This window comes from Aeromonas sanarellii (assembly GCF_000820085.1).
Lineage (GTDB): Bacteria > Pseudomonadota > Gammaproteobacteria > Enterobacterales > Aeromonadaceae > Aeromonas > Aeromonas sanarellii.
The window spans coordinates 1-24364 of sequence record NZ_CDBN01000020.1; the positions used below are offsets into that span (position 1 = coordinate 1).

Sequence of the window (24364 nt, forward strand, 5' to 3'; positions counted from 1 at the left end):
TCGCCATCCTCTCCTGGCGCGGGCAGGGGGAGGCATCATTAAGAGGAAAAGAGCCCTGGCGGGTGGGGGCCTGCACCCGCGCCAGGAGAGGATGGCGATGAGGCGATTCCCCGCCACGGGGGCGCACTGTGATCCAGTCTCCGACTATGGTCGGACATGCACGCCCGCCATTTGATTATGCAAATGGATGGGCTTAAGATGGCCGCGCGCAACGATCAGATTGATAACAAACGGAAGTTAGGAGATGCCGATGGAAAGCAAAGTAGTTATCCCGACCCAGGGCCAGAAAATCACAGTCGATGCCAACGGCAAGCTGCAGGTTCCCCACAATCCCATCATTCCGTTTATCGAAGGGGATGGTATCGGTGTGGACGTGACCCCGGCCATGTTGAATGTGGTGAACGCCGCGGTCGAGAAAGCCTACAAGGGCGAGCGCAAGATCGCCTGGATGGAGATCTATACCGGCGAGAAATCGACTCATGTCTATGGCGAAGGTGCCTGGCTGCCGGCCGAAACCCTGGATTTCATTCGTGAATACTGCGTGGCCATCAAGGGCCCGCTGACCACCCCGGTCGGCGGCGGTATTCGCTCCCTCAACGTGGCCCTGCGCCAGGAGCTGGATCTCTACGTCTGCCTGCGCCCGGTCCGCTACTACGAAGGCACCCCGAGCCCGGTCAAGCACCCTGAGCTGACCGACATGGTGATCTTCCGCGAGAACGCCGAAGACATCTACGCCGGCATCGAGTGGAAGGCGGACAGCGACGAAGCCAAGAAGGTGATCGCCTTCCTGCAAAACGAGATGGGCGTGAAGAAGATCCGCTTCCCCGAGTCCTGCGGCATCGGCATCAAGCCCATGTCCAAGGCCGGTACCGAGCGTCTGGTCCGTGCCGCCATCGAGTATGCCATCGACAACGATCGCGACTCCGTGACCCTGGTGCACAAGGGCAACATCATGAAGTTCACCGAAGGTGCCTTCAAGGATTGGGGCTATGCCCTGGCCCAGAAAGAGTACGATGCCCAGCTCATCGACGGCGGCCCCTGGTGCTCCTTCAAGAACCCGAAGACCGGCAAGACCATCGTCGTCAAGGACGTCATCGCCGATGCCTTCCTGCAACAGATCCTGCTGCGTCCGGCCGAGTATGACGTCATCGCCTGTATGAACCTCAACGGCGACTACATCTCCGACGCCCTGGCGGCTCAGGTTGGTGGTATCGGCATCGCACCGGGCGCCAACATCGGCGACGGCGTGGCCCTGTTCGAAGCCACCCACGGCACCGCGCCGAAGTACGCCGGTCAGGACAAGGTCAACCCGGGCTCCCTCATCCTCTCCGCCGAGATGATGCTGCGCCACCTGGGCTGGACCGAGGCAGCCGACCTCATCGTCAAGGGGATGGAAGCGGCCATCGCCAACAAGACCGTCACCTATGACTTCGAGCGTCTGATGGAAGGCGCTACCCTGCGCTCCTGCTCCCAGTTCGCCCAGGACATGATCGACCAGATGTGATCCGGGTTGTTGAAATGCAAAACCGGCGCCATGAGGCGCCGGTTTTTTTATGGGAGCAGCAGGGCGGTCAGGTGGTCTTCTCCACGTGCTGCTCGTAGATCTGCTGCCATTTGCTGAGCTCGGCCTCATTCCCCTCTGCCTGCCAGAATTCGCAGATGGAGCTGGCCAGTTCGGATGCCATGGCGTGATCCCCGTCGCGACGGCTCATCAGATATTGTCCCAGCCAGCTTTGGTATTGTTTCATAGCCCGATCTCCTTATCTTGGGTGGCCCGAATGAGTTCTTGCTGGCGTGGATAGCCTGCCACAACTGGCTCAACCGGGTCACTTGTGGTTCCGCACGGCGGTTTGCCGCTCTTGCCCGATCCGGTCGTGATCTTGTCGGTTCGAGGGGCTAACAGGGCGCAGATGTCAAAAAACGGCCTCCATCGTATCACAAATTAACCACTCTGGGGACGTTGAAGGCAAATTAAGGCATCCAGCAGTCTGGCCGTCTCTGTGGGCGGGGCTGTGGTATGCGCGCCATCTCGCTGATACGACAAGAGAAAAACCCGCCGGGTCGGCGGGTCTTGTGGGTGAAAAAAAAGATCAGAGGCGGGCGCTGGCCAGGTACTTTTCCATCTCCTCGGCGGGCACCATGCCGCCGCCGGTGGCCCACACCAGGTGAGTGGCCCGGGCCATGTCGGCGACATCCAGCCCTCGTTCGGCCTGCCACGCCGGATCGGCAGCCACCCGCCAGGGACCCGCCATGCCAGCCAGGGCGGAGGGTTCGAGCCGGATCTGCTCGTCCCGGGCCAGCAGCCCCAGGAGGTCGTACATCTCCTGATCGCTCAGGGTGTAGAAGCCATCGAGCAGCCGCTCCATGGCGCGACCGACGAAACCGGAGGCACGCCCCACCGCGAGACCGTCGGCGGCGGTGAGGTTGTCGATCCCCAGATCCTGCACCGCTATTTCATCGTGCAGCCCGGTGTATACCCCGAGCAACATGCAGGGGGAGTGGGTGGGCTCGGCGAAGAAGCAGTGGACGTGGTCTCCGAACGCGAGTTTCAAGCCAAAGGCCACCCCGCCCGGGCCGCCGCCCACGCCACAGGGCAGGTAGACGAACAGCGGGTGCTCGGCGTCCACCCTGATGCCCATCTGGTCGAACTGCGCCTTTACCCGCTCGCCGGCCACCGCGTAGCCGAGGAACAGGGTGCGGGAGTTCTCGTCGTCGATGAAGAAGCAGTGGGGATCGCCTTGGGCCTCCCTGCGCCCCTGGGCCACCGCCACGCCGTAATCCTCGGCGTACTCCACCACGGTGACGCCGTGCTCGCGCAGCTTGCGCTTCTTCCACGCCCGCGCATCGGCGGACATGTGGACGCTGACCTGAAAGCCGAGGCGGGCGCCCATGATGCCGATGGAGAGCCCCAGGTTGCCGGTGGATCCCACCGCGATGCGGTATTGGCTGAAGAAGCGGCGCAACTCATCGCGAAGCAGCGTGCGATAGTCATCCTCTTCGCGCAGCAACCCGGCCGCCATGGCCAGCCGCTCGGCATGAGCCAGCACCTCGTGGATGCCGCCGCGCGCCTTGATGGATCCGGAGATGGGCAGGTGGCTGTCTTTCTTTAGCAGCAGCCGACCGGTCAGCTCGACCCCGTAACGCTGGTTCAGGGTCGCCTGCATCGCCGGGATGGCGGCGATCTCGGACTCGATGATGCCCTTGCTGGTGCGGGTCTCCGGGAAGGCCTCACACAGATAGGGGGCGAAGCGGGTGAGACGGGCAGCCGCCTCCGCCACATCCTGCCGGGTGAGGCCCACATGGGGCAGGCCTTCCGCCAGAGTGGTGGCCCCCGGATTGAACCAGGTCAGGGGATCGAGGGCCATCAGCCTCTCGAGCAGGGGAAAGCGGGCGATGAGCCCGGCCATGTCGGTGTGTGTCACGGGAACCTCGAGGGAGTGGTGAGGGGATGCCCCATTGAACGGTACGCGGGGCGGGCTGACAAATGATAAAAAGCGGGGCTTGGATGAGCTGGATTGATGCAAGGCGGAAAAATTCCTCGCTCCCATCGTGAAGGTAAGGTTTTGGGTTTGTCTGGTGAATGCAACCTCCTGTCATCTGGTATCATCGGGCGGATCAAAAGAGAGGAGGGGCGACCATGGGAAGCGATGAACACTATGCGGTGAGGCGAAAGCTGCTGAGCGGTTATCAACTCGCCAGGCTCCATACCTTCGAGGCAGCGGCGCGGCACGGCTCCTTTGCGCTGGCGGCGGAGGAGCTCTCCCTGAGCCCGAGTGCGGTCAGCCACAGGATTGGCACCCTGGAAGAGGAGCTCGGCTTCCCGCTGTTCCAGCGCTTTCATCGCAAGGTGGTGCTGACGGCGAGCGGGCAGCGCGTCTTCTGGGCGCTAAAGTCGTCGCTGGAGTTCATCAATCAGGAGGTGCTGGAGATCCGGGATCAGGCGTTGTCGGGCTCCCTGACGATCCACTCGCGCCCCTCCATCGCCCAGTGCTGGCTGGTGCCGAGGCTCGCCGACTTTTCCCGCCAGCATCCTCTGATCGAGCTCAACCTGCTGACGGGCAACGAGAACATCAACCTGCAGGGGTATGGCATCGATCTGACCCTGAACTTCGACGCCAGGATGCCGGAGCGGCTCGCCATCCACCCCCTGATGGATGAGTACATGGTGCCGGTGTGCAGCCCGGACTATGCCGAGGAGCACGGGCTGCTGGAGAGCCCGGACAAGCTGCAGCACTGTCGCCTGCTGCACGACAGGCAGGCCTGGGGTCATGACACGGACAGTGACGAGTGGCGCACCTGGACACAGCACTGGGGGCTGGCTCTGGAGGCCTGCCAGTCGCACATGGGGTTTGATCGGGCCGACCTTGCCATCCTCGCCGCCACCCACCACGCCGGGGTGGCCATGGGGCGCAAGCAGTTGGTGAGCCAGGGGCTGGCGAGAGGGGAGCTGGTGATGCCTTTTCCTGCCATGGCGGTGCGCTGCGAACAGTGCTACTACCTCGCGACCCTCCCTCACCGCCAGTGCCCCAAGATCCAGGCCTTCATCACCTGGATCAAGGCACAGGCAGAAGCCGCATGCTGAGGTACAGTCCTTTGCCAATATGGCGCCATGGCCTTTTCCATTGGGGATCACGGTCATGAGCACAATATTTGTGCCGTGACCGGTTGCCCTGGCCATCGAATTGAGCCACCCCGCGATTCAATGCCGGGGCGGTCAACCTTCCGGTTTATCCGATGGCAGAAGAGGGCAGGATTAACCCAACGGGAAAGAAATAAAGTCGGTGGCGTTTTCCAATAAGCGCAATGTGGAATTAACCGCAGTGAATAATGTCCATAGGGTATCAACCATCATCCTGATGCCATAAAAACATTATGTTGTTATAGCAAGGCCATGCTATTCTCAAAATGTGTAATCCCTGTGACATACAAAAATAATTCTGTGAGGAAGTAATGAACGAGTTTCTGAAGGTTCTGCTGAACATTCGCAGCTTGCGTGCTGCCATCCGTGAACTGCCGTTTGAGCAACTGCAAGAAGCGAAAGAAAAGTTCGATCTGGTATATAACGAGCGTGCCGAATCCGTCGAACAGGAGCGTGCCGAGCAGGAAGAGCGTCAGCGCAAGCTGAACGAGTTTACCGAGATGCTGCAACAGGCCGGTATCGATCCGCGCGAGCTGATCAACAGTGTGGCAGCCCCGGCAGCCGCTGGTGCGACCAAGGGTAAACGTGCTCCCCGTCCCGCCAAATACAAGTATCAGGAAGATGGTCAGGAGAAGACCTGGACTGGTCAGGGCCGTATGCCCAAGGCCATCGCCGAGCAAGTTGCGCTGGGCAAGGATTTGAACGACTTCCTGATCTGATCGCCGTATCCGGATATCAATAATGCCGCCCCTTGGGCGGCATTATTATTTTCGGGAGCCTGCCTATCTCTTGTACTTGGAAAGCACCGGTAATTGCACAGGCTCGTCTGGAATAGCCATGACTATCATGGGTCAATAAAGCAGAATCATCCACCACCTGCCGCAGATCCGCGATCGCCGGCACCATGCATTCAGGACTCATACAGCCCAAATTCTGTCGCAGCCCATCGTCCGGAGAATTAGGGAAGGCCAGGGTGGGGTGAAATAGACGCTGGGGTGAAATAGCGGGAGGGATCCCGAACCTCTCTGATCGCCAGATCCCATTTGATCATGCTGAGTATGGGAAGGGCTTGATATTACCCCGCTATTATTTTCTTTCGCCATTTATGTCCTATTTGACACCCCATCTTCGGAATATATGTCCCTCATTTTTTGTATGAAGGACATAGGTTGGGAGCGGCTGTGCCAAGGCGAATAAATAAGAGATGACCTAGGTAACGGCCTGGCTGTCTTTATGATGAAGGGGGACTGCCTTGCGTTTGGCGACACGGCGGCGGGCCTGCACCGCCTCGGCCAGCATGGCGAGCAGGGTCTCGCTCTCTTCCCAGCAGAGGCAGGCATCTGTGACCGACAGTCCGTATTGCAGCTCGCTCAGCGGGGCCGGTTTCTGGCTGCCTCCCTGCAGAAAACTCTCCACCATGACGGCGGCGACGGCGTCGCTCCCCTCGCTCAGTTGACGGCAGAGCTCTGCGGCGACCCTGAGCTGGTTCCTGTGCTGTTTCTGGCTGTTGCCGTGGCTGCAATCCACCATCAGACGATGGTTGAGCCCCTGGCGTGCCAGGCGCTCGGCGGCGTCCATCACGTCGCTCTGGTGATAGTTGGGCAGGATGCCGCCGCGCAGGATGATGTGGCAATCCGGGTTGCCCTCGCTCTTGATCACCACCATGCCGCCCAGGCTGCCGGGGGCGGTGAAGAGATGGGAGGCGGTGCTGGCCTGGATGGCATCGATGGCGACCCGGATATTGCCATCCGTGCCGTTCTTGAACCCCACGGGGCAGGGCAGTGCGGAGGCCAGTTGCCTGTGTACCTGAGACTCGGTGGTGCGCGCCCCTATGGCGCCCCAGCTGACGAGATCGGCCAGATAGAGAAAGCTGGTGGTATCGAGGAACTCGGTGGCGGTGGCGAGCCCCAGCCCATTGATGTCGAGCAGAACCTGGCGGGCCAGGTGCAGTCCCCGATTGATGTCGTTGCTGCCGTCCAGGTGGGGATCGAACACCAGCCCCTTCCAGCCCACCGTGGTGCGCGGCTTCTCGAAATAGGCGCGCATCACTATCAGCAGCCTGTCTTCATAGGCGCTGGCGAGCCGTGCCAGCCGCCCGGCATAGTCGAGGGCCGCGACGGGATCATGGATGGAACAGGGGCCAATCACCACCAGCAGGCGATCGTCTTCCCCAGACAGGATCCGGCGCACCTGGTGGCGCTGGCTGTCGATATGCCTGGCCATGTCGGTCGGGCAGGGGTGCTGTGCCAGCAGCTCGGCAGGGGTGGGGAGCGCCTCTACCGCGAAGGCGCGCATGACCGAATTCAAAACTGCCATCTGGAATTACCTTGCTGTGCATGAGTGCGATGGGGAACCCGGTATGCGCCATCCCGTTTGGGGCAGACAGGTTCACGGCTCACCGCAGTTGTTGAGAATGATTGTCATTATCTTGGTGTTTGTCTCAAATGCAAGCGCAATGAAACGGCCAGGCGAAGATGGGGGGAGTGGGACTATGGCGGGGGAACCGCAGCAAAAACCGGCCTCCTCCCCGAGGGAGGAAGCCTGCCAGTCACAAGATAAACAAGGAAGATCAGCTGTCCATCACGGCGTGCCTGTCCTGGTGATAGGCATCTTCATCCTTGCCGCTGCGCCAGTAGGGGACTGCATAGACCCGCTGGCGATCCACATCCAGGGTTCGCCTGACGTGGCGCCGCAGCGGCACGACCAGGCTCTCTTCCCCGCCAAACCAGAAATAGCTCCCCTCGGCGACCATGGGCTGGGCGGTGAAATGCGCCACCAGGGTCGCGGCCTGCTCCGGGTTGCCCACGAACCAGCGCAGGTCGACGCCGGCTGGCAGCGACAGATCCTGCACATCGTCCTGGTGGGGGACCAGCAGGGCGATATGACCGCGGGCATGGGCCGGCATCACCTCCACCATGGCGCTGATGGCGGGCAGGGCGGTGAGATCCCCCGCCATGTAATAGTGCTCGGCCGTCTGCAGCATGGGGTCGGGACCGCCTGGGCCCGAAATGGCGAGCCTGTCCCCCGGTTTGGCGTGCAGGGCGAAGCGGCTGGCGGGGCCGGCCTCGCCGTGCAGGGCGAAGTCGATGTCGAGCTCCAGCGCCTCCCGACGAAACGCGCGTATGGTGAAGGTGCGGATCACGGGTTTCTGGTTCGGGTCTTCCCAGCGGGGCCCCTTGTCGGTGGGGGTGGGCAGCACTATCTCGCTCTGGCCGGGTCGGGGCAGCATGATCTTGATATGGGCGCCGCCACAGCTGAAGGGGTAGTCCACAAGCTCGGGGCCGGTCAGGCAGACTCGGCGCAGGTGCGGGCTCACATCCTGAACATGCTTGACGGTGAGCAGTCGGGGGCGATTGACCGGGGCGGGTTGAGACATGGGCATACTCCTGGCTGATAATGGCGCCCATTTTTCATTAAATGAAAATTATTATCAATTGCTTTGTGGGCAGAGGAGTAGCCGCGGTCGACCTCAGCCGGATACCAACCGCGGTGCCACTCTTCCTGCACGGGTCAGGTTCGATCGCTTCCCCCCAGCGCCCGGTAGATGCCGGCCATGTTGTTGAGCTGGGTCTGCTGCTGGGCAAGCAGGGCGAGCTCGGCATCCCACAGGCGATTCTGCTCATCCAGCCAGGGTTGCACTCCGGTGGCGCCAGCGAGAAAACGGGCGCCCGCCAGCCGCTCGGCCTCTTTGGCATAGGCCCGCTGTTGTTCCAGATAACGCAGCCGCTGCTCCCCTTGCTGGCGGGCGGCCAGGCCATCTTCCACCTCCAGCAGGGCGGTGTAGAGCTGCTTGCGAAACTCGGTCTCGACAATCTGGTAATCGATGTCGGCGCTGGCGATGGAGAGCCGGGTCTTGTTGTACTCGAGGAAGGGGAGCGCCAGGGTCGCGCCCAGGGTCCCTACCGGGTTTTGCAGCACCTGGGTCAGGGTGTCCGAGGTGGTGCTGGCGCCGCCGGTGAGGCTCAGGGTGGGGTAGAAGCCGGTGCGGATCTCGTCCCCCCTCGCGAGGGTCTTGCGTAGCCTGAGCTCGGCGGCCCGCACGTCCGGGCGCCGTGCCAGCACATCGGCCGGAATGCCGGCCGCCAGGGTAGGAATGGGACCCATGACCAGGGCGTCGGGAGCATCAGCCAGCGGGCCGCTGCTGCGGCCCAGCAGCAGGCGCAGGGCATTGCCGGCCTGTGCCCGCTGCAGGCTCAGGGTGGCGAGTTCCGCCTGCTTGCCCGCCTTCTGCTGGCTGGCCTGTACCAGGTCGAGTCGGGTGACGGCCCCGGCCTCGTACTTGGCCCTGGTCAGGCGCTCAATGCGCTCCAGGTTGGCCAGTTGCTGGGTGCCCAGGGCGATGGCCGAGCCGAGGTAGGCCAGCTGCCAGTACTGCTCCAGGGTCCTGCCGATGAGCAGCAAGCGGGTGGCGGCCAGATCCTGCTCGCTGGCCTCTGCCTCCCACTGCGCCTGATCCCTTGCCGCGGCCAGTCTGCCCCAGAGATCCACCTCGTAGCTCAGGTTGAGGGAGGGGCCCAGGTTGCTGCTGGCGCCGCCATCCTTCATGTTCTTGGTGCCGCTGGCCCCGAGGTTGGCGCTGACCGCGGGGGTGAGGTTGGTGTCAGCCAGATCGGCGCCGAGCAGGGCGTTCTTGAGCTTGAGCCCTGCCACCCGCATGTCCGGGTTGGCGGCGAGCACCGCCTCGACCAGGCGATCGAGGGCGGGATCCTGAAATCCCTGCCACCAGGGGCCGGCCTGCTGGCCGCCGAGATCCCGGGCCTCCTGCTGCCACGCCGGCGCCACGTCGAGAGCGGGTCTGTGATAGGGGTTCTGCTGGCTGCAGGCGCCGAGGCTGGCGGTGAGCATCAGGCTCAGCCCGAGCCTTGATAGGTTGTGCATCATCATTCCCTCGCCAATGCCTCCACCGGATCTAGCCTGGCCGCATTGCGGGCGGGCAGGTAACCAAACAGGATCCCGATGAGGGAGGAGCAGCCGAAGGCCATCAGGATGGAGAAGAGGGAGAAGTGCATCTGGAAGCTCTCCACGAGCAGTGAGAAGAGGACGCCGATGAGTAGGGCCAGGCCGATGCCGAGCAGGCCTCCCAGCAGGCTGACCATGACCGCCTCGATCAGAAACTGTTGCAGTATGTCGGACTGGCGGGCGCCGACCGCGATGCGGATCCCTATCTCCCGGGTGCGCTCCACCACCGAGACCAGCATGATGTTCATCACCCCGACGCCGCCGACGATGAGGGAGATGACCGCGATGGCGGAGACCAGCAGCGTCAGGGTGGCGGTGGTCTTCTCCACCGACTTGACGATGCTGTCGCTGCTGAAGGTGAAGAAATCCTTCACGCCGTGGCGCTGGGTCAAGAGTGCCACGGCGGCCTGCTCGGCCAGCGCGGGCTGGACCCCGTCCTTGACCCGGATGGTGATCTGGCTGAAGTGGTTCTGGGAGAGGAGGCGGCTCATCACGGCGCTGTAAGGCAGCCAGACGTTGACTGACTGGCTGCTGGGGCCAAAGCCGGTCTCCTGGGCCACCACGCCGACGATGCGCACCGGCAGGGTGCCGACCAGCACCACCTGACCGACCGGGTCCACCTTGCCGAGCAGGCTCTCTATGGTCTTGCCATCCACCACGGCCACCGCCGTCCGGCTGCGGATGTCCCGCTCGTCGAGCAGGCGCCCCTGGGTGAGCGTCATCCCCTTGACCCGGAAGAAGTCGTTGCCGACCCCGATCACGCTGCCGCTGCTGGTCTTGTTGCGATAGCGCAGCTGGCCCGAGGTCGCAATCTGGGGGCTGGCCCCTTCCAGGTAGGGCTGGCCGAGCAGGGCGTCGAGATCCCGCTCGTTCAGGGTCTGGATGCTGGCGGCTTTCTCGTCCCCCCAGTCCTTGCCGGGGAAGATGTCGATGGTATTGGTGCCCATGGCGTTGATGTCGTCGATCACCTTGGCGCGCGCCCCCTGACCCAGCGCCACCACGCTGACCACGGCGGCGATGCCGATGATGATACCGAGCATGGTGAGGAAGGTGCGCATGCGGTGGGCCAGCATGGCGTGCAGGGCCATGCGCCCCGCCTCCCGGTAGCGATCCCAGCCCTGGCTCGCGGCGAGGGCGGTCGACTTGGCGCCCTGCGCATCGGGCCGGGTGGGGGAGACGGCCTGTTTGCCGCCGTCACCTGGTCCCTCATGGGGACGCGCCGGCGCCTCGGACTGGCTCTGCCGGGGTGAACTTTCGCCGGCTGCCCGCTGGCCGCTCTCTTCCACCACCCGGCCGTCGCGCAGGGTGATGATGCGGTCCGCATGGCTTGCCACCGCCATGTCGTGGGTCACCAGTATGATGGTGTGCCCCCGGGCGTGCAGCTCCTTGAGGATGGTCATCACCTCCTTGCCGCTCTGGCTGTCGAGGGCACCGGTGGGTTCGTCCGCCAGGATCACCTCGCCGCCGTTGGCCAGGGCGCGGGCGATGCTGACGCGCTGCTGCTGGCCGCCGGAGAGTTGGCCGGGTCTGTGGTGGCTGCGATCCTGCAGCCCCAGGCGGGTGAGCAGGGTGCGGGCCCGGATCCGGCGCTCGGCGCGGGCGGTGCCCGCATAGATGGCGGGGATCTCCACGTTGGCGGCCGCATCCAGGTGCGGCAGCAGGTGATAGCGCTGGAAGATAAAGCCGAAGTGGTGGCAGCGCAGCTGCGCCAGGGCCAGGGCATCCAGGGTGGCGGTGTCCTGGCCGCGAAACAGATACTGGCCGCCGCTCGGGCGATCGAGGCAACCCAGCAGGTTCATCAGGGTGGACTTGCCGGAGCCGGAGGCGCCGACGATGGCCACCATCTCCCCCGCATCGATGGCCAGATCCAGCGGGTGCAGCACGGTCACCTCGTGCTCCCCACTCTGGTAGCGGCGCTCTATGCCCTTGAGCCGGATCAGGGGCTCGCTCACGGCGCCATCTCCTCTTCGTCGTGCTGGACTGGCTTGCCCTGATCCAGGATGACCTTCTCCTGCTCGGTCAGACCGCTCACCACCTCTATCTTGATGTCGTCCTTCATGCCGGTCTGGATGCGGCGGGTCTCTCTCTGATCCCCCTCCCTGAGCAGGGTCACCTCGAATTCGTTGTCACCTAGCTTCTTGCCGAGGGCGGTCTGGGGAATGGTCAGCACCTGTTTGCGCTCGCCGAGCACTATGGTGACCTGGGTCGTCATGGCGACCCTCAGCTGGTGGCCGGGGTTGGGCACGTCGAACAGGGCGTAGTAGTAGATGGCGGCATTGCTGGTGGTCGTGGCGCTGGCCGTCTGCTCGTTGATGTTGGTGGGGGCCAGCTCGACCGTGCGCAGGGTGCCGTGGTAGCGGGTATCCGGATCCCCGATCAGGGTGAAATAGACCGGCATGCCCGCCTTGACCCGGGTGACGTCCGCCTCCGAGATCTGGGCCTTGACCGTCATGGTATCCAGGTTGGCGAGCTTGAGCAGGGTCGGCACCGTCTGGCTGGCGGCTAGGGTCTGCCCCTGGCGAGTGACGATGGAGACGACGGTGCCATCCATGGGGGCCTGAATGCGGTTATAGCCGAGCTCCGTCTTGGCCCGCTCCACCTTGATGAGGGCGTTGTCGATGTCTGCCTGGGCGCTCTGCAGCTCGGCCCGGGTGACGGCGAGCTGGGCCTCGGCGCTTTCCAGATCTGCCCGGGAGCTCGCCTCCTGCCGGAACATCTGCTGCTGACGGCGCCAGGCGAGCTCGTTCTGCTTGAGCTGCGCCTGCTTGATCTTGAGCTGGGCGCGGCGGCTGACCAGCTCCGCCTCGGCGGTCTTGAGGTTGTTCTGGGCGATCAGGGGATCGATCTCGGCCAGCAGCTCCCCCTGCTTGACCTGTTGCCCCGCCTCCACCGCGAGATAGGTGACCTGACCCGAGACCTGGGCCCCCACGTCCACCTGCTCGATGGCCTGCAGGACGCCGCTGGCGAGCACCGTCTGCTCCACGTCCTGGCGAGTGACGGTGGCGGTCAGCACGGGCTCCGGGGCCTTGCCGGGCCAGGCCAGCCAGGCGATCAGGGCAAGCAGCAGGAGGGCGAGCAGGGCGAACTTGCCCGGGGTGGGGAGACTCTTCATGTATCACCTGAAAAAGGGGGAGAAGGCGCGCAAGGGCCATATCGTGCAGCAAATGGCACTCAAAAAAAAGCGAGTGATGTGTAAGAAATCGTGCCGTCACCGCCGTGATGGAGGGGGAGGCGGGTGAGGATTTTGATTGGTTGGGAGTTTACTGGCGCCCGTTTGGCGGTATCGGGAGAGGGTGCGCGGCCCGGGCCTGTACAGGGGAAAGAGACCCGCTCGCCGAGCGGGTCCTTGGGCATCAGCCGACGGCCTGAAGCAACTCGGCGTGGGGTTCGTGACAGATCTGGATATCCACGGGCAGCTTGTAGATGAGCAGTCGGGCCAGTGAGCCCTCCATCCAGTGATGCCGGCTGCCGACCAGCAGCAGATCGGTCGGATGAGCGGCCAGCCAGCGCTTGAGATCCGGCACCACGTCGTCGACCACCAGACACTGGTAATCCACGGGGTGAGACGGCAGGGTGATGAGCTCGCTGATGATCGCCTTGGCATCCAGGGTGCCCTGGACGCTGCGCTCCTCCTCGGACAGTGACAGACTCTTGCGGCGCACCTTGCTGCTGTGGGTCAGGTGCAACAGCGTCAGGTTGCTTCCCAATCCCTGTGCCAGACGGCTCGCCTTGGCCAGCGTCTCCTGCTCGTAATCCTTGCCTTCCAGCAACAGCACAATATTGGTCGAGCTCATAAGCAGTTCTCCTCGGCATGGCGCGGGGCACCCGGTCAGGGAGCTTGTCCCGTCCCGGGGCATGCCCGCGGGTGTCACATCACAGTGGCCGACCCGCACGCCTCGCGTCGCACTCTGACGCCATGCCCGCAGCCTCGGCTCTGTTTACATCATCATAACAGGTGCAGTTGAATGGAATATGAAGGTGTGCCGCAGATCGGTGTTGAGATGGAAGAATTTCATGGGGAAAGGGGAGAAAGGCAGCATGGTCACGGGTCTCCTTCTGCAGGAATGGCTCGTTATGCTGCCACTATGGTAGGCCGGATGGGGACCCTGTGATGGAGGTCAGAGGGACGGGTTCGTAAGATGCTGCTCCAGCCAGGGGAGTCCCTCCTTCTTGCGGCTGAGGGCGCCCGCCAGCGGGACGGGGTCGGTGGGCAATATGCCCTTGCTGGCACAATGGAGCAGGCTGTCCCCCCTGGCCAGATCCGTCAGCATCAGGACATAGGCATCCAGAGAGTCCTGTTCCAGCCTGGTGTGCATGGCCTGGTACAGCTCCGCCATCCGGGCCTGCAACTGGGCCGGATCCATCACGCAGATCTGGCTCACCATCAGGGTGTGCCCCGCGATCTGGTAGCGCTTCTCATCGGCGACGAGCAGCTCGCTCATCGGGGCGTCACCGAGTTGGGTGCGGCGTTCCAGCAGGGTCTGGGCGAAGGGGGCCAGCGCCAGATCGGCGATGGGCAGCAGTCGCTCGACCGCCGCCCTGTCCTGGGACGTGGTGGTGGGGGAGGTGAAGTTGAAGGTGTCGCTCACTATGGCCCCCAGCAGCAGCCTGGCCTGGGCGCGGGAGAGCGCGTCATGGCCCATCAGGTCCAGTAGCACGGTGGCGCTGCAGCCGACTGCTCTTATCCAGGCATCGAGGGGGCCCCGGGTGATCAGGGTGCCGAGACGGTGGTGATCGATAAGCCCCTGCACATCGGCGTCGGCCAATCCTTCCGGCCCCTGCTCCAGCTCGCTGAAATCCACCAGGAAGACCGGCTTGCCGGCCACGCTGCCTTGCAGCACGGGGGGCGCCTCCACCCCGGCGGTCTCCAGGATGAAGCGGGTTTCGGCAATGGGCTCACCGAGGGCGAAGGCCTGGGCCGCCCGGCCCTGACGATTAAGCCAGTCGGCGGCGACCAGGGCGGTACAGATGCTGTCGCTGTCGGGATTCTGGTGACCAAAGACGTGGAGCATGGATTGATTCCTGAAGTGGGGTGAGAGGGACTGGCAGTGGGTGGCTGCCTTGATTTGGCAGTATGATGCCGTCCTGCGCCGGAATGAAGCGGGCAGTGCGGGTTTGACCACGGATCGAGCCAGTGGTTCGACCGCCCTGGGGCCTAGCAATAGCCAATGACAAAGGTAAAAACAGGGAAGGCTGAACAAGGCGGGGATGGGGGAGCGGGGCTTACCGCCCTGAGCGGCAATGGTGGCGAAGGCCGGGCCAGCCAACAAGGGCCGACATGGACGGGAGGTCGCCCCTCCCGTCCTGACGTCAGCTTGCGAGCAGCTCGCGGGCGTTGGCCAGGGTGTTGTCGGTGATCTGATCCCCCCCCAGCAGGCGGGCCAGCTCGTTGAGACGGGCGTCTGGGGTGAGCGCCTGCATCTGGGTTTCCGTGGTCTTGCCGTCGGTGTGCTTGCTCACCACCATGTGCTGGTGGCCCTTGCCCGCCACCTGGGGCAGATGGGTGACCACCATGACCTGGGTGGACTCGCCGAGCTGGCGCAAGAGGCGCCCCACCACGGCGGCGGTCGGGCCGCTGATCCCCACATCCACCTCGTCGAAGATCAGGGTCGGTGTCGAAATTTTGCGGGCGCTGATGACCACGATGGCGAGGCTGATCCGCGACAGCTCGCCACCGGAGGCGACCTTGCCGAGCGGCTGGATCGGCTGGCCCGGATTGGTGGTGACCATGAATTCCACCCGATCGATGCCGAGCGGTGACAGGCTGCTCTGGGCATCGGGGCGCACCTCGATGGCGAAGCGGCCGTCGGGCATCGCCAGCTCGTGCATGCTGGCGGTGACCTTGGTGCCCAGCTCCTGCGCATAGCGCTGGCGGCTCTGGCTCAGCGCCTCGGCGGCCTGCACGAAGGCCTCACGGGCCGCGGCCAGTTCGTCTTCCATCCCCTCGAGACGCTCCTCGTCCGAGTTGAGACGGGTGAGCTCCAGGGCCAGATCCTGGTGGTGGTGGGCCAGCTCGGCCGGTTTGACATGGTGCTTGCGGGCGAGGGAGATGGCCTTTGAGAGGCGCGCCTCCAGCTCGTTGAAGCGCTCGGGGTCGAGCTCCAGGTTGTCGAGGTAGCTGCGCAGCTCGCTGTGGCTCTCCTGCACCCCGATCAGCGCCTCGTTCAACATGCCGAGCACGTTGCCAAGCCGGCTGTCCATGCCCACCAGGGTCTCGGCCCTGTCCACGGCGTTCTGCAGCAGGCCGGCGATGGTGGTCTCCTCGTTCTCATAGAGCAGATCCAGGCAGGCACCGCACTCCTGCATCAGCTCGGTGCCGTTGGCGAGCCGCTGGTGCTCCTCTTCTATCTCTTCGAATTCCCCGGGTTGCAGGGCGAACTCGTCCAGCTCCTGCACCTGGTATTCGATGAGCTGGCGGCGGGCCTCCCGCTGCTGCTGCTCGGCCTTGAGCCGGTTGAGCTCGTTCTGCAGCTGGCGCCACTGCTGGTAGTGCCGGCGCACGTCGTCGAGCAGCAGGTGGTGGCCGGCATAACCGTCCAGCAGGGCGAGCTGGTAGTCGGGCTTGAGCAGCAGCTGGTGGGCATGCTGGCCGTGGACGTTGACCAGCAGCTGGCCCAGGTTCTTGAGCTGCGCCAGGGGAACGGGTACCCCGTTGATATAGCTGCGCGAGCGCCCCTCGGCGGAGAGCACCCGCCGCACGATGCACTCCCCTTCGTTCTCCAGCTCGTTGGTGGCGAGCCAGGCGCGGGCGGCGGGGTTGCCCTCCAGCAGGAAACGGGCGCTGACCTCGGTCTTGTCGCTGCCGGGACGCACCATGCCGGCCTCGGCCCGTTCCCCCAGGCACAGGCCCAGGGCGTCGATGGCGATGGATTTGCCCGCCCCCGTCTCGCCGGTGATGCAGGTCATGCCCGGTTGCAGATCGAGTTCGAGAAACTTGACGATGGCGAAGTTGTTGACGGTCAGCTGGGTCAGCATGGTCTCATCCTGTATGGGTCAACATTACTGTGTATACATCCAGTATATACTGGTTTTCCATACAGTAAAGATGTCGCCGCAGGACGGAATGCAAAACGGCCCGCGTCAGGGCCGTGTTATGAGTGAGATGGCGCGCAGGGGGGCGTCAGAACAGCTTGCTGCCCCAGCCGAGCTTGTTGCGCAGCACGTGGAAGTAGCTGTAATCCAGCGGATGGACCAGGTGCAGCTTGTGGCTGCTTTTCCTGATGAGGATCTCGTCCCCCGGATGCACCGCCAGGGTCACCTGGCCGTCACAGCTTACCTGCATGGCGTCGTCCTGGTTGTCGGGGGAGACCAGCAGTCGCACCTCGCTGTCCGCGTCCAGCACTATGGGGCGGCTGCTCAGGGTGTGCGGGAACATGGGCACCAGCGTGATGGCGTTGAGCTTGGGGGTAAGGATGGCGCCACCCGCCGACAGGGAGTAGGCGGTGGAGCCGGTCGGGGTGGCGACTATGATGCCGTCCGAGCGCTGGCTGTACATGAAGCTGCCGTCGATGTAGACCTCGAACTCGATCATGTGGGCTATCTTGCCCGGGTGCAGCACCGCCTCGTTCACCGCGAGGTTGCTGGACTTGCGCTCCCCGTGGCGATAGACAGAGGCCTCCAGCAGGAAGCGGTGCTCGCTCTTGAAGTGACCGGAGAGCACCTGCTCCAGGGGCAGCAGGTAATCCTGGGGCGAGAGATCGGTGAGGAAGCCGAGGTTGCCCCGGTTCACCCCGATCACCGCCACGTCGAAGCGCGACAGCACCCGGGCGGCCCCCAGCATGTTGCCGTCGCCGCCGACCACGATGGCGAGGTCCGCCTGCTCGCCGAGCTGCACCAGATCCATCACGTTGTCACCCAGCAACCCCAGGGTCTGGGCGACCCGGCTCTCCAGCAGGACGCGAAAACCGCGGCTGGTCAGATATTGATAGAGGCCGCGGAGGGTCTGGTTGGCCCCCTCGTGGTGGGGTTTGCCGATGAGTGCAACGGTTTTGAACGGAGAATCCATAGGTTACCGGGTCTGGGAGAGTCTTGGTGGGGAGTATACCGCGCTTTGCCGGGGATTTGTCTGCCGCCATGCGAGTTGGCGCATTCGGCCCCGAAAAGGGGCAATCTGGCCCGCGAACGGGAGGCATTGTGTCCGATATGCCCTTTTCCCCTTGAAAGCCGGGACTACGTCCCCATAATAGCGCCAGCACAAGGGTCCGTTGGTGAGTGTCGCTTGCCTGAACGCCAGCTGCCCCTCATAAGTAACCCCTGAATATTGGAGATGTCATGAGCCACGAAGAACAAAAGGTTGAAGCGATGGAGCAATTGGAAGCCCAGCCAGTCGAGCCGACCGATGTAGACAGTGAAGTGACAGCCGAGCAGGCCCGCATTGCCGAGCTGGAGGCCCAACTGGAAGCGGCCCAGCAGGCCTCCCTGGAAGAGCGCGAGCGCGCCATTCGCGCCGTCGCCGAGATGGAGAACCTGCGTCGCCGTGCCGCTCAGGACGTGGAGAAAGCCCACAAGTTTGCGCTGGAGAAGTTTGCTGCCGAGCTCTTGCCGGTGCTGGACAACCTGGAGCGCGCCATCGAGCTGGCCGACAAGGAGAACGACACCCTCAAGCCCATGATCGAGGGGGTGGAGCTGACCCTGAAATCCATGCAGAGCGGCGTGGCCAAGTTTGGCCTGGTAGCCCTGGATCCCACCAACCAGCCGTTCGACCCCAATGCCCACCAGGCCATGAGCATGGTGCCGAGTGCCGACGTGGCGCCGAACACCGTCATCGCCGTGATGCAGAAGGGCTACGAGCTCAACGGCCGCGTCATCCGCCCGGCCATGGTGATGGTATCCAAGTCCGCTGACTGATCACCCTGTTCTCACCAAGCCCGCCGCTTGGCGGGCTTTTTGTTGGCCATGGCGCCACCCGGGTATTTGTGGCGTCATCTGGCAGGCATTCTTGGCTCCATGGGCCGCAGTGCAGGGTTTTTTCAGGGCCGGACTTGAAGCGCCGACTTGAGACCCCATATAGGTTGCAAGGCCACGGCGGCACAAAAAATTTGATGCCGGGAGCTTGAAAGCCACAGTGGCAGGCCCCACCTAGCCGTTAACGTATCAAGGCGAGCCCCTCGCCAGTTTATTCAAAGTATTTGGAGATTCGTCAAATGGGTAAAATCATCGGTATTGACCTGGGTACTACCAACTCCTGCGTCGCTATTCTGGATGGCGACCATGCTCGCGTGATCGAGAACGCGGAAGGCGACCGTACTACTCCGTCCATCATTGCCTATGCCGATGACGGCGAAATCCTGGTTGGTCAGCCGGCCAAGCGCCAAGCCATCACCAACCCGAAGAACACGCTGTTCGCCATCAAGCGTCTGATCGGCCGTCGTTTCGAAGATGACGAAGTACAACGTGACCTGAAAATCATGCCGTACGCCATCGCCAAGGCCGACAACGGTGACGCCTGGGTTGAAGTGAAAGGCAAGAAGATGGCACCGCCGCAGATCTCTGCCGAAGTGCTGAAAAAGATGAAGAAGACCGCCGAGGACTACCTGGGCGAGCCGGTGACCGAAGCCGTCATCACCGTACCGGCCTACTTCAACGACGCCCAGCGTCAGGCCACCAAGGATGCCGGTCGCATCGCCGGTCTGGACGTCAAGCGCATCATCAACGAGCCGACTGCGGCTGCGTTTGCCTACGGCGTCAACAAGGTCAAGGGTGAGCGCAAGGTTGCCGTGTATGACTTAGGGGGCGGTACCTTCGACATCTCCATCATCGAGATCGACGAAGTCGAAGGGGAAACCACCTTCGAAGTGCTGGCAACCAACGGTAACACCCACCTGGGTGGTGAAGACTTCGACAACCGCGTCATCAACTACCTGGTGGAAGAGTTCAAGCGCGAGCAGGGCATCGACCTGCGCAAGGACCAGCTGGCCCTGCAGCGCCTGAAAGACGCCGCCGAGAAGGCGAAGATCGAGCTCTCTTCCGCCCAGCAGACCGACGTGAACCTGCCGTACATCACCGCAGATGCCACAGGTCCGAAGCACATGAACATCAAGGTGACCCGCGCCAAGCTGGAATCCCTGGTGGAAGACATGGTCAAGAACTCCCTGGAGCCGGTCCGTGTCGCCCTGAAAGACTCCGGTCTGGCGGTCGGCGAGATCGACGACGTCATCCTGGTAGGCGGTCAGACCCGCATGCCCATGGTGCAGAAGGCCGTTGCCGACTTCTTCGGCAAGGAGCCGCGCAAGGACGTGAACCCGGACGAAGCCGTGGCCATGGGTGCCGCCATCCAGGGTGCCGTGCTGTCTGGTGACAAGACCGACGTACTGCTGCTGGACGTGACCCCGCTCTCCTTGGGGATCGAGACCATGGGCAGCGTGATGACCGCGCTCATCGAGAAGAACACCACCATCCCGACCAAGAAGTCCCAGGTGTTCTCCACCGCCGAAGACAACCAGTCTGCCGTGACCATTCACGTGCTGCAGGGTGAGCGCAAGCGCGCCAGCGACAACAAGTCCCTGGGCCAGTTCAACCTGGAAGGCATCCGTCCGGCACCGCGCGGTCTGCCGCAGATCGAAGTGACCTTCGACATCGACGCCAACGGCATCCTGCACGTCTCCGCCAAAGACAAGGAGACCAACAAGGAGCAGAAGATCACCATCCAGGCCTCTTCCGGTCTGTCCGATGAGGAGATCGAACGCATGGTGCGCGAAGCCGAAGCCAACGCGGCCGAGGACAAGAAGTTCGAAGAGCTGGTGCAGGCCCGCAACCAGGCTGACGGTCTGGTCCACTCCGTGCGCAAGCAGATCGCCGAAGCCGGTGAAGCCCTGCCTGCGGACGACAAGAGCAAGATCGAGACCGCGCTGAGCGAGCTGGAAGCAGCCATCAAGGGCGACGACAAGGCTGCCATCGAAGCCAAGCAGCAGGCGCTGCTGGAAGCGTCCCAGAAGCTGATGGAGATCGCCCAGCAGCAGGCTCAGGCACAGGGCGCCGCCGGTGCTGACGCCGGTCAGTCCTCTTCTTCCGCCAAGGCTGACGACGACGTGGTCGACGCCGAGTTCGAAGAAGTGAAAGACGACAAGAAGTAAGCCCGACCCGGATGGGCGAAGCAGGCTTCGCCCATCTGCTTGAGTCTATGAATTCACGGGCGTTGGGTGACCAACGCCCGTCTGCGTAACTGCTGATATAGCAACAGGATGAGTATGTCGAAGCGCGATTTCTACGAAGTGCTCGGGGTGTCGAAAGGTGCCGACGAGCGCGAGATCAAGAAGGCGTACAAGCGTCTGGCCATGAAGTATCACCCGGATCGCAACCAGGGTGATGCCGCGGCCGAAGAGAAGTTCAAAGAGGTCAAGGAAGCCTACGAGGTCCTGACCGACGAGAACCTGCGTGCCCGTTATGACCAGTACGGTCATGCCGGGGTGGATCCGAGCCAGGGTGGCGGCCACGGCGGCTTTGGCGGTGGTGCCGATTTCGGCGACATCTTCGGCGACGTGTTTGGCGACATCTTCGGTGGTCGCGGGGGCGGTCGTCGCGGCCCGGCCCGTGGCGCCGATCTGCGCTACAACATGGAGCTGACGCTGGAAGAGGCGGTGCGCGGGGTCTCCAAGGAGATCAAGATCCCGACCCAGGTCCACTGCGAAGTGTGCAACGGCTCCGGTGCCCATACCGGCAGCTCTGCCCAGACCTGCCCCACCTGCCACGGCTCCGGCCAGGTGCAGATGCGCCAGGGCTTCTTCGCGGTGCAGCAGCCCTGCCCCCACTGTCACGGTCGCGGCAAGATCATCAAGGATCCGTGCCGCAAGTGCCATGGGGAAGGGCGCTACCAGAAGACCAAGACCCTGTCGGTCAAGATCCCGGCCGGGGTCGACACCGGGGATCGCATCCGTCTCTCCGGCGAAGGGGAAGCGGGGGAGGCCGGTGCACCGGCCGGGGATCTCTACGTACAGGTCCACGTGCGCGAGCACGAGATCTTCGTGCGTGACGGCAACGATCTCTACTGCGAGGTGCCCATCAGCTTCACCACGGCGGCCTTGGGCGGCGAGATCGAAGTGCCGACCCTGGATGGCCGGGTCAAGCTCAAGGTGACCGCCGAGACCCAGACCGGCAAGCTGTTCCGCCTGCGAGGCAAGGGCGTCAAGTCCGTGCGCTCCGGCCAGGTGGGGGATCTGATGTGCAAGGTGGTGATCGAGACCCCGGTCAAGCTGACCGAGACCCAGAAAGATCTGCTGCGCCAGCTGGACGACTCCTTCAGCGGCGCCGCCGCCAAGACCCACAAGCCGAAATCCGAAGGCTTCTTCGAAGGGGTGAAACGCTTCTTCGACGACCTGACCAAGTAAGCGCGATCCGCGTGATCCAAGCCGGCCTTCAGTGCCGGCTTTCTTTTTGCCCGTGATCCGGTCCGGATCCGCCCTATTGAGTGGATCCCGATGAGGGATCTTCCTCACAACTTCCGCTCGTTCTTCCTGCGCAAATGCTATCCCGCTCACACTCTGGCTGAAACGGTTTAGCTTGTGTATTGAGTCAGCTAAAGCGGTTTAGCTATGCTCAGCCCGTCGATAACAACAGTGCCCGACCGGGCGACAGATGACAGGTGAGGACGATGACGATGTTCAAGAGCAAGTTGGCGCTGGCGGTGGCGCTGGGATTGGGGATGAGCGGCCCGTTGTGGGCGGCGGACGGTGGTATCGAGGCCCGTCTGGCGGCGCTGGAGGCGCGGGTGCAGGCGGCTGAGGCGCGCGCCACCGCGGCGGAAGCGCGGGCCGATGAGGCCCAGAGCAAGGCGAGCGAAGCCCACGAGACCGCCGCCGTGGCCAAGGCCCAGAGCGAGAAGGTGGACAAGCAGACCGCCGGCGCCCAGGGCTTCGAGTTCCACGGCTATGCCCGCTCCGGCCTGCTGGTCAACGGCAATGGCAACGGTGGCCGCGGCGGCCCCTACATCACCCCGGCCGGCTCGGTGGGCGGGGCCGTGGGTCGGCTTGGCAACGAGGATGACACCTACATGGAGGCCAACCTGCTCAAGACCCAGACCTTCGACGACGGCAGCTGGGCCCGCTACAAGCTGATGCTGGCGGACGGGGTGGAGACCAGCAACGACTGGACCGCCAGCGATTCCAGCCTCAATACCCGCCAGGTGTTTGCCGAGATCGGCGATCTGGCGAACTTCAGCGGCCCCTTCCAGCACTCGGTGCTCTGGGCGGGCAAGCGCTTCGATCGGGACAACTTCGACATCCACTGGCTCGACTCGGACGTGGTCTTCCTGGCCGGGACCGGCGGCGGCGTCTACGACGTGCAGCTGGCCGACAGCTGGAAGGCGAACTTCTCCCTCTACGGGCGCGACTACGGTGACATCAGCGCGAGCGGCCTCTCCGACATCGAGAGCTACATCCTCACCATGAACAACCGCGTCGGCAACTGGCAGTGGATGTTGAACGGCCTCTCCGCCAAGGACAACGAGGCGCGCATCAACGACGGCGGCGTCGGCAGCGAGGCGGCGAACAAGGGGGCCCATACCCTGGTGGCCTATCACGCGGACAGCTTCTTTGGCATCAACCCCGGCTTCTCCAAGGCGGCCGTGCTCTATGGCCACGGCCTGGGGGCCGAGCTCAAGGGGCTGGGTTCCGACAGCGAGCTGCTGCCGGACGCCGATGCGGTGCGGGTCGCCCTCTTTGGCGCCACCGATCTTGCACCCCGCTGGCGTGTCGCCCCGGCCCTGCTGGCGGAGCAGAGCCAGGATCGCTACGTGAAGGGGGACGAGTACAGCTGGGTGACCCTCAATGGCCGGCTGGCCCAGGTGCTGAGCCAGAACGTCGAACTGGTCTACGAGGCGACCTGGCAGTACATGGATCTCGATCCCAAAGGCTACAAGGGCCGCCAGGCGGTGAGCGGCGACTTCACCAAGCTCACCTTCGCCCCCACCTTCAAGGCGCAGACTGCCGGCTTCTTCGAGCGGCCTGAGCTTCGCGTGTTCGCCACCTGGATGGACTGGTCCTCCGAGCTCGACAACTACGCCAGCTCCGATGCCATGGGCCAGAGCGACTTCACCGCCGGCGGCGAGTGGAACTTCGGCGTGCAGATGGAAACCTGGTTCTAGTTCGTTATCCCGATCACAAAAATGGCAGCCGGTGCCGGGATCTGTTGGTTGGCTAAAACGGTTTAGCTGATAATGCTGACCAAGAGATCAGGGCCCGGCTCTGGCAAATCCTGTGCAGCAGTGGAGTAGCAAGGTGACGAATCGTGTGTGGGTAATGGGGGATGCGGTGGTGGACTTGATCCCGGAAGGGGAGCAGCACTACCTCAAGTGTCCGGGGGGCGCACCGGCCAACGTGGCGGTCGGGGTGGCGCGGCTCGGCGGGGAGTCGGCCTTCATCGGCCGGGTCGGCGCCGATCCCTTCGGCCGTTTCATGGCTGACACCTTGGCAAGCGAAGGGGTCGACATTCGCCACCTGACCCTGGATCCGGCCCATCGCACCAGCACGGTGCTGGTGGAACTGGATGACGAGGGGGAACGCAGCTTCACCTTCATGGTGCGCCCGAGTGCCGATCAGTTCCTGAGCCTCGCCGATCTGCCGGTCTTCCAGGCCGGGCAGTGGCTGCTGACCTGCTCCATTGCGCTCGCCAACGAGCCGGTGCGCAGCAGCTGCCTGCAAGCCATGGCGACCATCAAGGCGGCCGGGGGACGGGTCTGCTTCGACCCCAATCTGAGGCCCGAGGTGTGGGGCAACCCCGCCGAGATGCTGCCCGTGGTGCGCGAGGCCATGGCCCTCGCGCACCACGGGCAGC

Annotated in this window: 19 protein-coding genes; 8 read left to right on the forward strand and 11 right to left on the reverse strand. The window is 63.7% G+C overall.

The genetic code is table 11. The annotated features are described in order from the left end of the window. Positions 1-250: 250 nt before the first annotated feature. A complete protein-coding gene (gene icd / locus BN1132_RS03595; protein WP_042075114.1) occupies positions 251-1504 on the forward strand; it encodes an NADP-dependent isocitrate dehydrogenase in 1254 nt (417 codons plus the stop codon). 67 nt (positions 1505-1571) lie between these two features. Here icd and BN1132_RS19305 read toward each other — a convergent pair whose 3' ends face one another. Both BN1132_RS19305 and dsdA read right to left on the reverse strand, forming a co-directional pair. After that, on the reverse strand, positions 1572-1748 hold the full coding sequence (locus BN1132_RS19305; RefSeq protein WP_081843655.1) for a hypothetical protein: 177 nt from the start codon (positions 1746-1748) through the stop codon (positions 1572-1574). A 342-nt stretch (positions 1749-2090) separates the two neighbouring features. Beyond that, positions 2091-3407: a D-serine ammonia-lyase gene (gene dsdA / locus BN1132_RS03600; RefSeq protein WP_167335699.1), complete on the reverse strand. Its 1317-nt coding sequence runs from the start codon at positions 3405-3407 to the stop codon at positions 2091-2093. A 230-nt stretch (positions 3408-3637) separates the two neighbouring features. Between dsdA and dsdC the strand changes: the two genes are divergently transcribed. Beyond that, positions 3638-4582, forward strand: a complete 945-nt coding sequence (gene dsdC / locus BN1132_RS03605) for a DNA-binding transcriptional regulator DsdC (protein ID WP_042075117.1) — start codon at positions 3638-3640, stop codon at positions 4580-4582. Between the two features lie 368 nt (positions 4583-4950). After that, complete coding sequence (locus BN1132_RS03610) at positions 4951-5358, forward strand: H-NS family histone-like protein (protein ID WP_042075118.1); 408 nt, start codon at positions 4951-4953, stop codon at positions 5356-5358. Positions 5359-5848: 490 nt separating this feature from the next. Here BN1132_RS03610 and BN1132_RS03615 read toward each other — a convergent pair whose 3' ends face one another. The 9 genes from BN1132_RS03615 to nadK all read right to left on the reverse strand — a co-directional run bounded on the left by BN1132_RS03615 (position 5849) and on the right by nadK (position 17603). Continuing rightward, entirely contained in the window at positions 5849-6955 is a 1107-nt protein-coding gene (locus BN1132_RS03615; protein WP_042075120.1) for a 3-deoxy-7-phosphoheptulonate synthase, read from the reverse strand. A gap of 253 nt (positions 6956-7208) precedes the next feature. Next, positions 7209-8015, reverse strand: a complete 807-nt coding sequence (locus BN1132_RS03620) for a siderophore-interacting protein (protein WP_042075122.1) — start codon at positions 8013-8015, stop codon at positions 7209-7211. Between the two features lie 134 nt (positions 8016-8149). Further along, on the reverse strand, positions 8150-9523 hold the full coding sequence (locus BN1132_RS03625) for an efflux transporter outer membrane subunit (RefSeq protein ID WP_042075124.1): 1374 nt from the start codon (positions 9521-9523) through the stop codon (positions 8150-8152). Then, entirely contained in the window at positions 9520-11550 is a 2031-nt protein-coding gene (locus BN1132_RS03630) for a MacB family efflux pump subunit (RefSeq protein ID WP_042075125.1), read from the reverse strand. The genes BN1132_RS03625 and BN1132_RS03630 overlap by 4 nt, the downstream gene beginning before the upstream one ends. Continuing rightward, positions 11547-12710 (reverse strand): macrolide transporter subunit MacA, encoded by a 1164-nt coding sequence (gene macA / locus BN1132_RS03635; RefSeq protein ID WP_042075128.1) that lies wholly within the window; start codon positions 12708-12710, stop codon positions 11547-11549. The genes BN1132_RS03630 and macA overlap by 4 nt, the downstream gene beginning before the upstream one ends. Positions 12711-12951: 241 nt before the next feature. Further along, a complete protein-coding gene (locus BN1132_RS03640) occupies positions 12952-13392 on the reverse strand; it encodes a universal stress protein (RefSeq protein ID WP_042075129.1) in 441 nt (146 codons plus the stop codon). Between the two features lie 324 nt (positions 13393-13716). Continuing rightward, positions 13717-14610 (reverse strand): DHHA2 domain-containing protein, encoded by an 894-nt coding sequence (locus tag BN1132_RS03645; RefSeq protein WP_042075130.1) that lies wholly within the window; start codon positions 14608-14610, stop codon positions 13717-13719. Positions 14611-14908: 298 nt separating this feature from the next. Further along, entirely contained in the window at positions 14909-16573 is a 1665-nt protein-coding gene (gene recN, locus BN1132_RS03650; RefSeq protein WP_042075131.1) for a DNA repair protein RecN, read from the reverse strand. 145 nt (positions 16574-16718) lie between these two features. Then, positions 16719-17603 (reverse strand): NAD(+) kinase, encoded by an 885-nt coding sequence (nadK, locus tag BN1132_RS03655; RefSeq protein ID WP_042075132.1) that lies wholly within the window; start codon positions 17601-17603, stop codon positions 16719-16721. Positions 17604-17869: 266 nt separating this feature from the next. On the opposite strand from nadK, the gene grpE reads away from it, so the two are divergent. From grpE to BN1132_RS03680, 5 genes are all read left to right on the forward strand, one after another. Continuing rightward, positions 17870-18445 (forward strand): nucleotide exchange factor GrpE, encoded by a 576-nt coding sequence (gene grpE / locus BN1132_RS03660; RefSeq protein WP_042075133.1) that lies wholly within the window; start codon positions 17870-17872, stop codon positions 18443-18445. A gap of 296 nt (positions 18446-18741) precedes the next feature. After that, the gene (dnaK, locus tag BN1132_RS03665) at positions 18742-20670 is read left to right on the forward strand and encodes a molecular chaperone DnaK (protein ID WP_042075135.1); all 1929 of its coding nucleotides are present in this window, start codon (positions 18742-18744) and stop codon (positions 20668-20670) included. A 114-nt stretch (positions 20671-20784) separates the two neighbouring features. Continuing rightward, positions 20785-21921, forward strand: coding sequence for a molecular chaperone DnaJ (gene dnaJ / locus BN1132_RS03670; RefSeq protein WP_042075137.1), 1137 nt, complete (start codon positions 20785-20787; stop codon positions 21919-21921). A gap of 263 nt (positions 21922-22184) precedes the next feature. After that, complete coding sequence (locus BN1132_RS03675) at positions 22185-23675, forward strand: carbohydrate porin (RefSeq protein WP_084202569.1); 1491 nt, start codon at positions 22185-22187, stop codon at positions 23673-23675. 154 nt (positions 23676-23829) lie between these two features. Then, positions 23830-24364: aminoimidazole riboside kinase (locus BN1132_RS03680; RefSeq protein ID WP_042075140.1), on the forward strand; the 535-nt coding region annotated here is incomplete at its 3' end.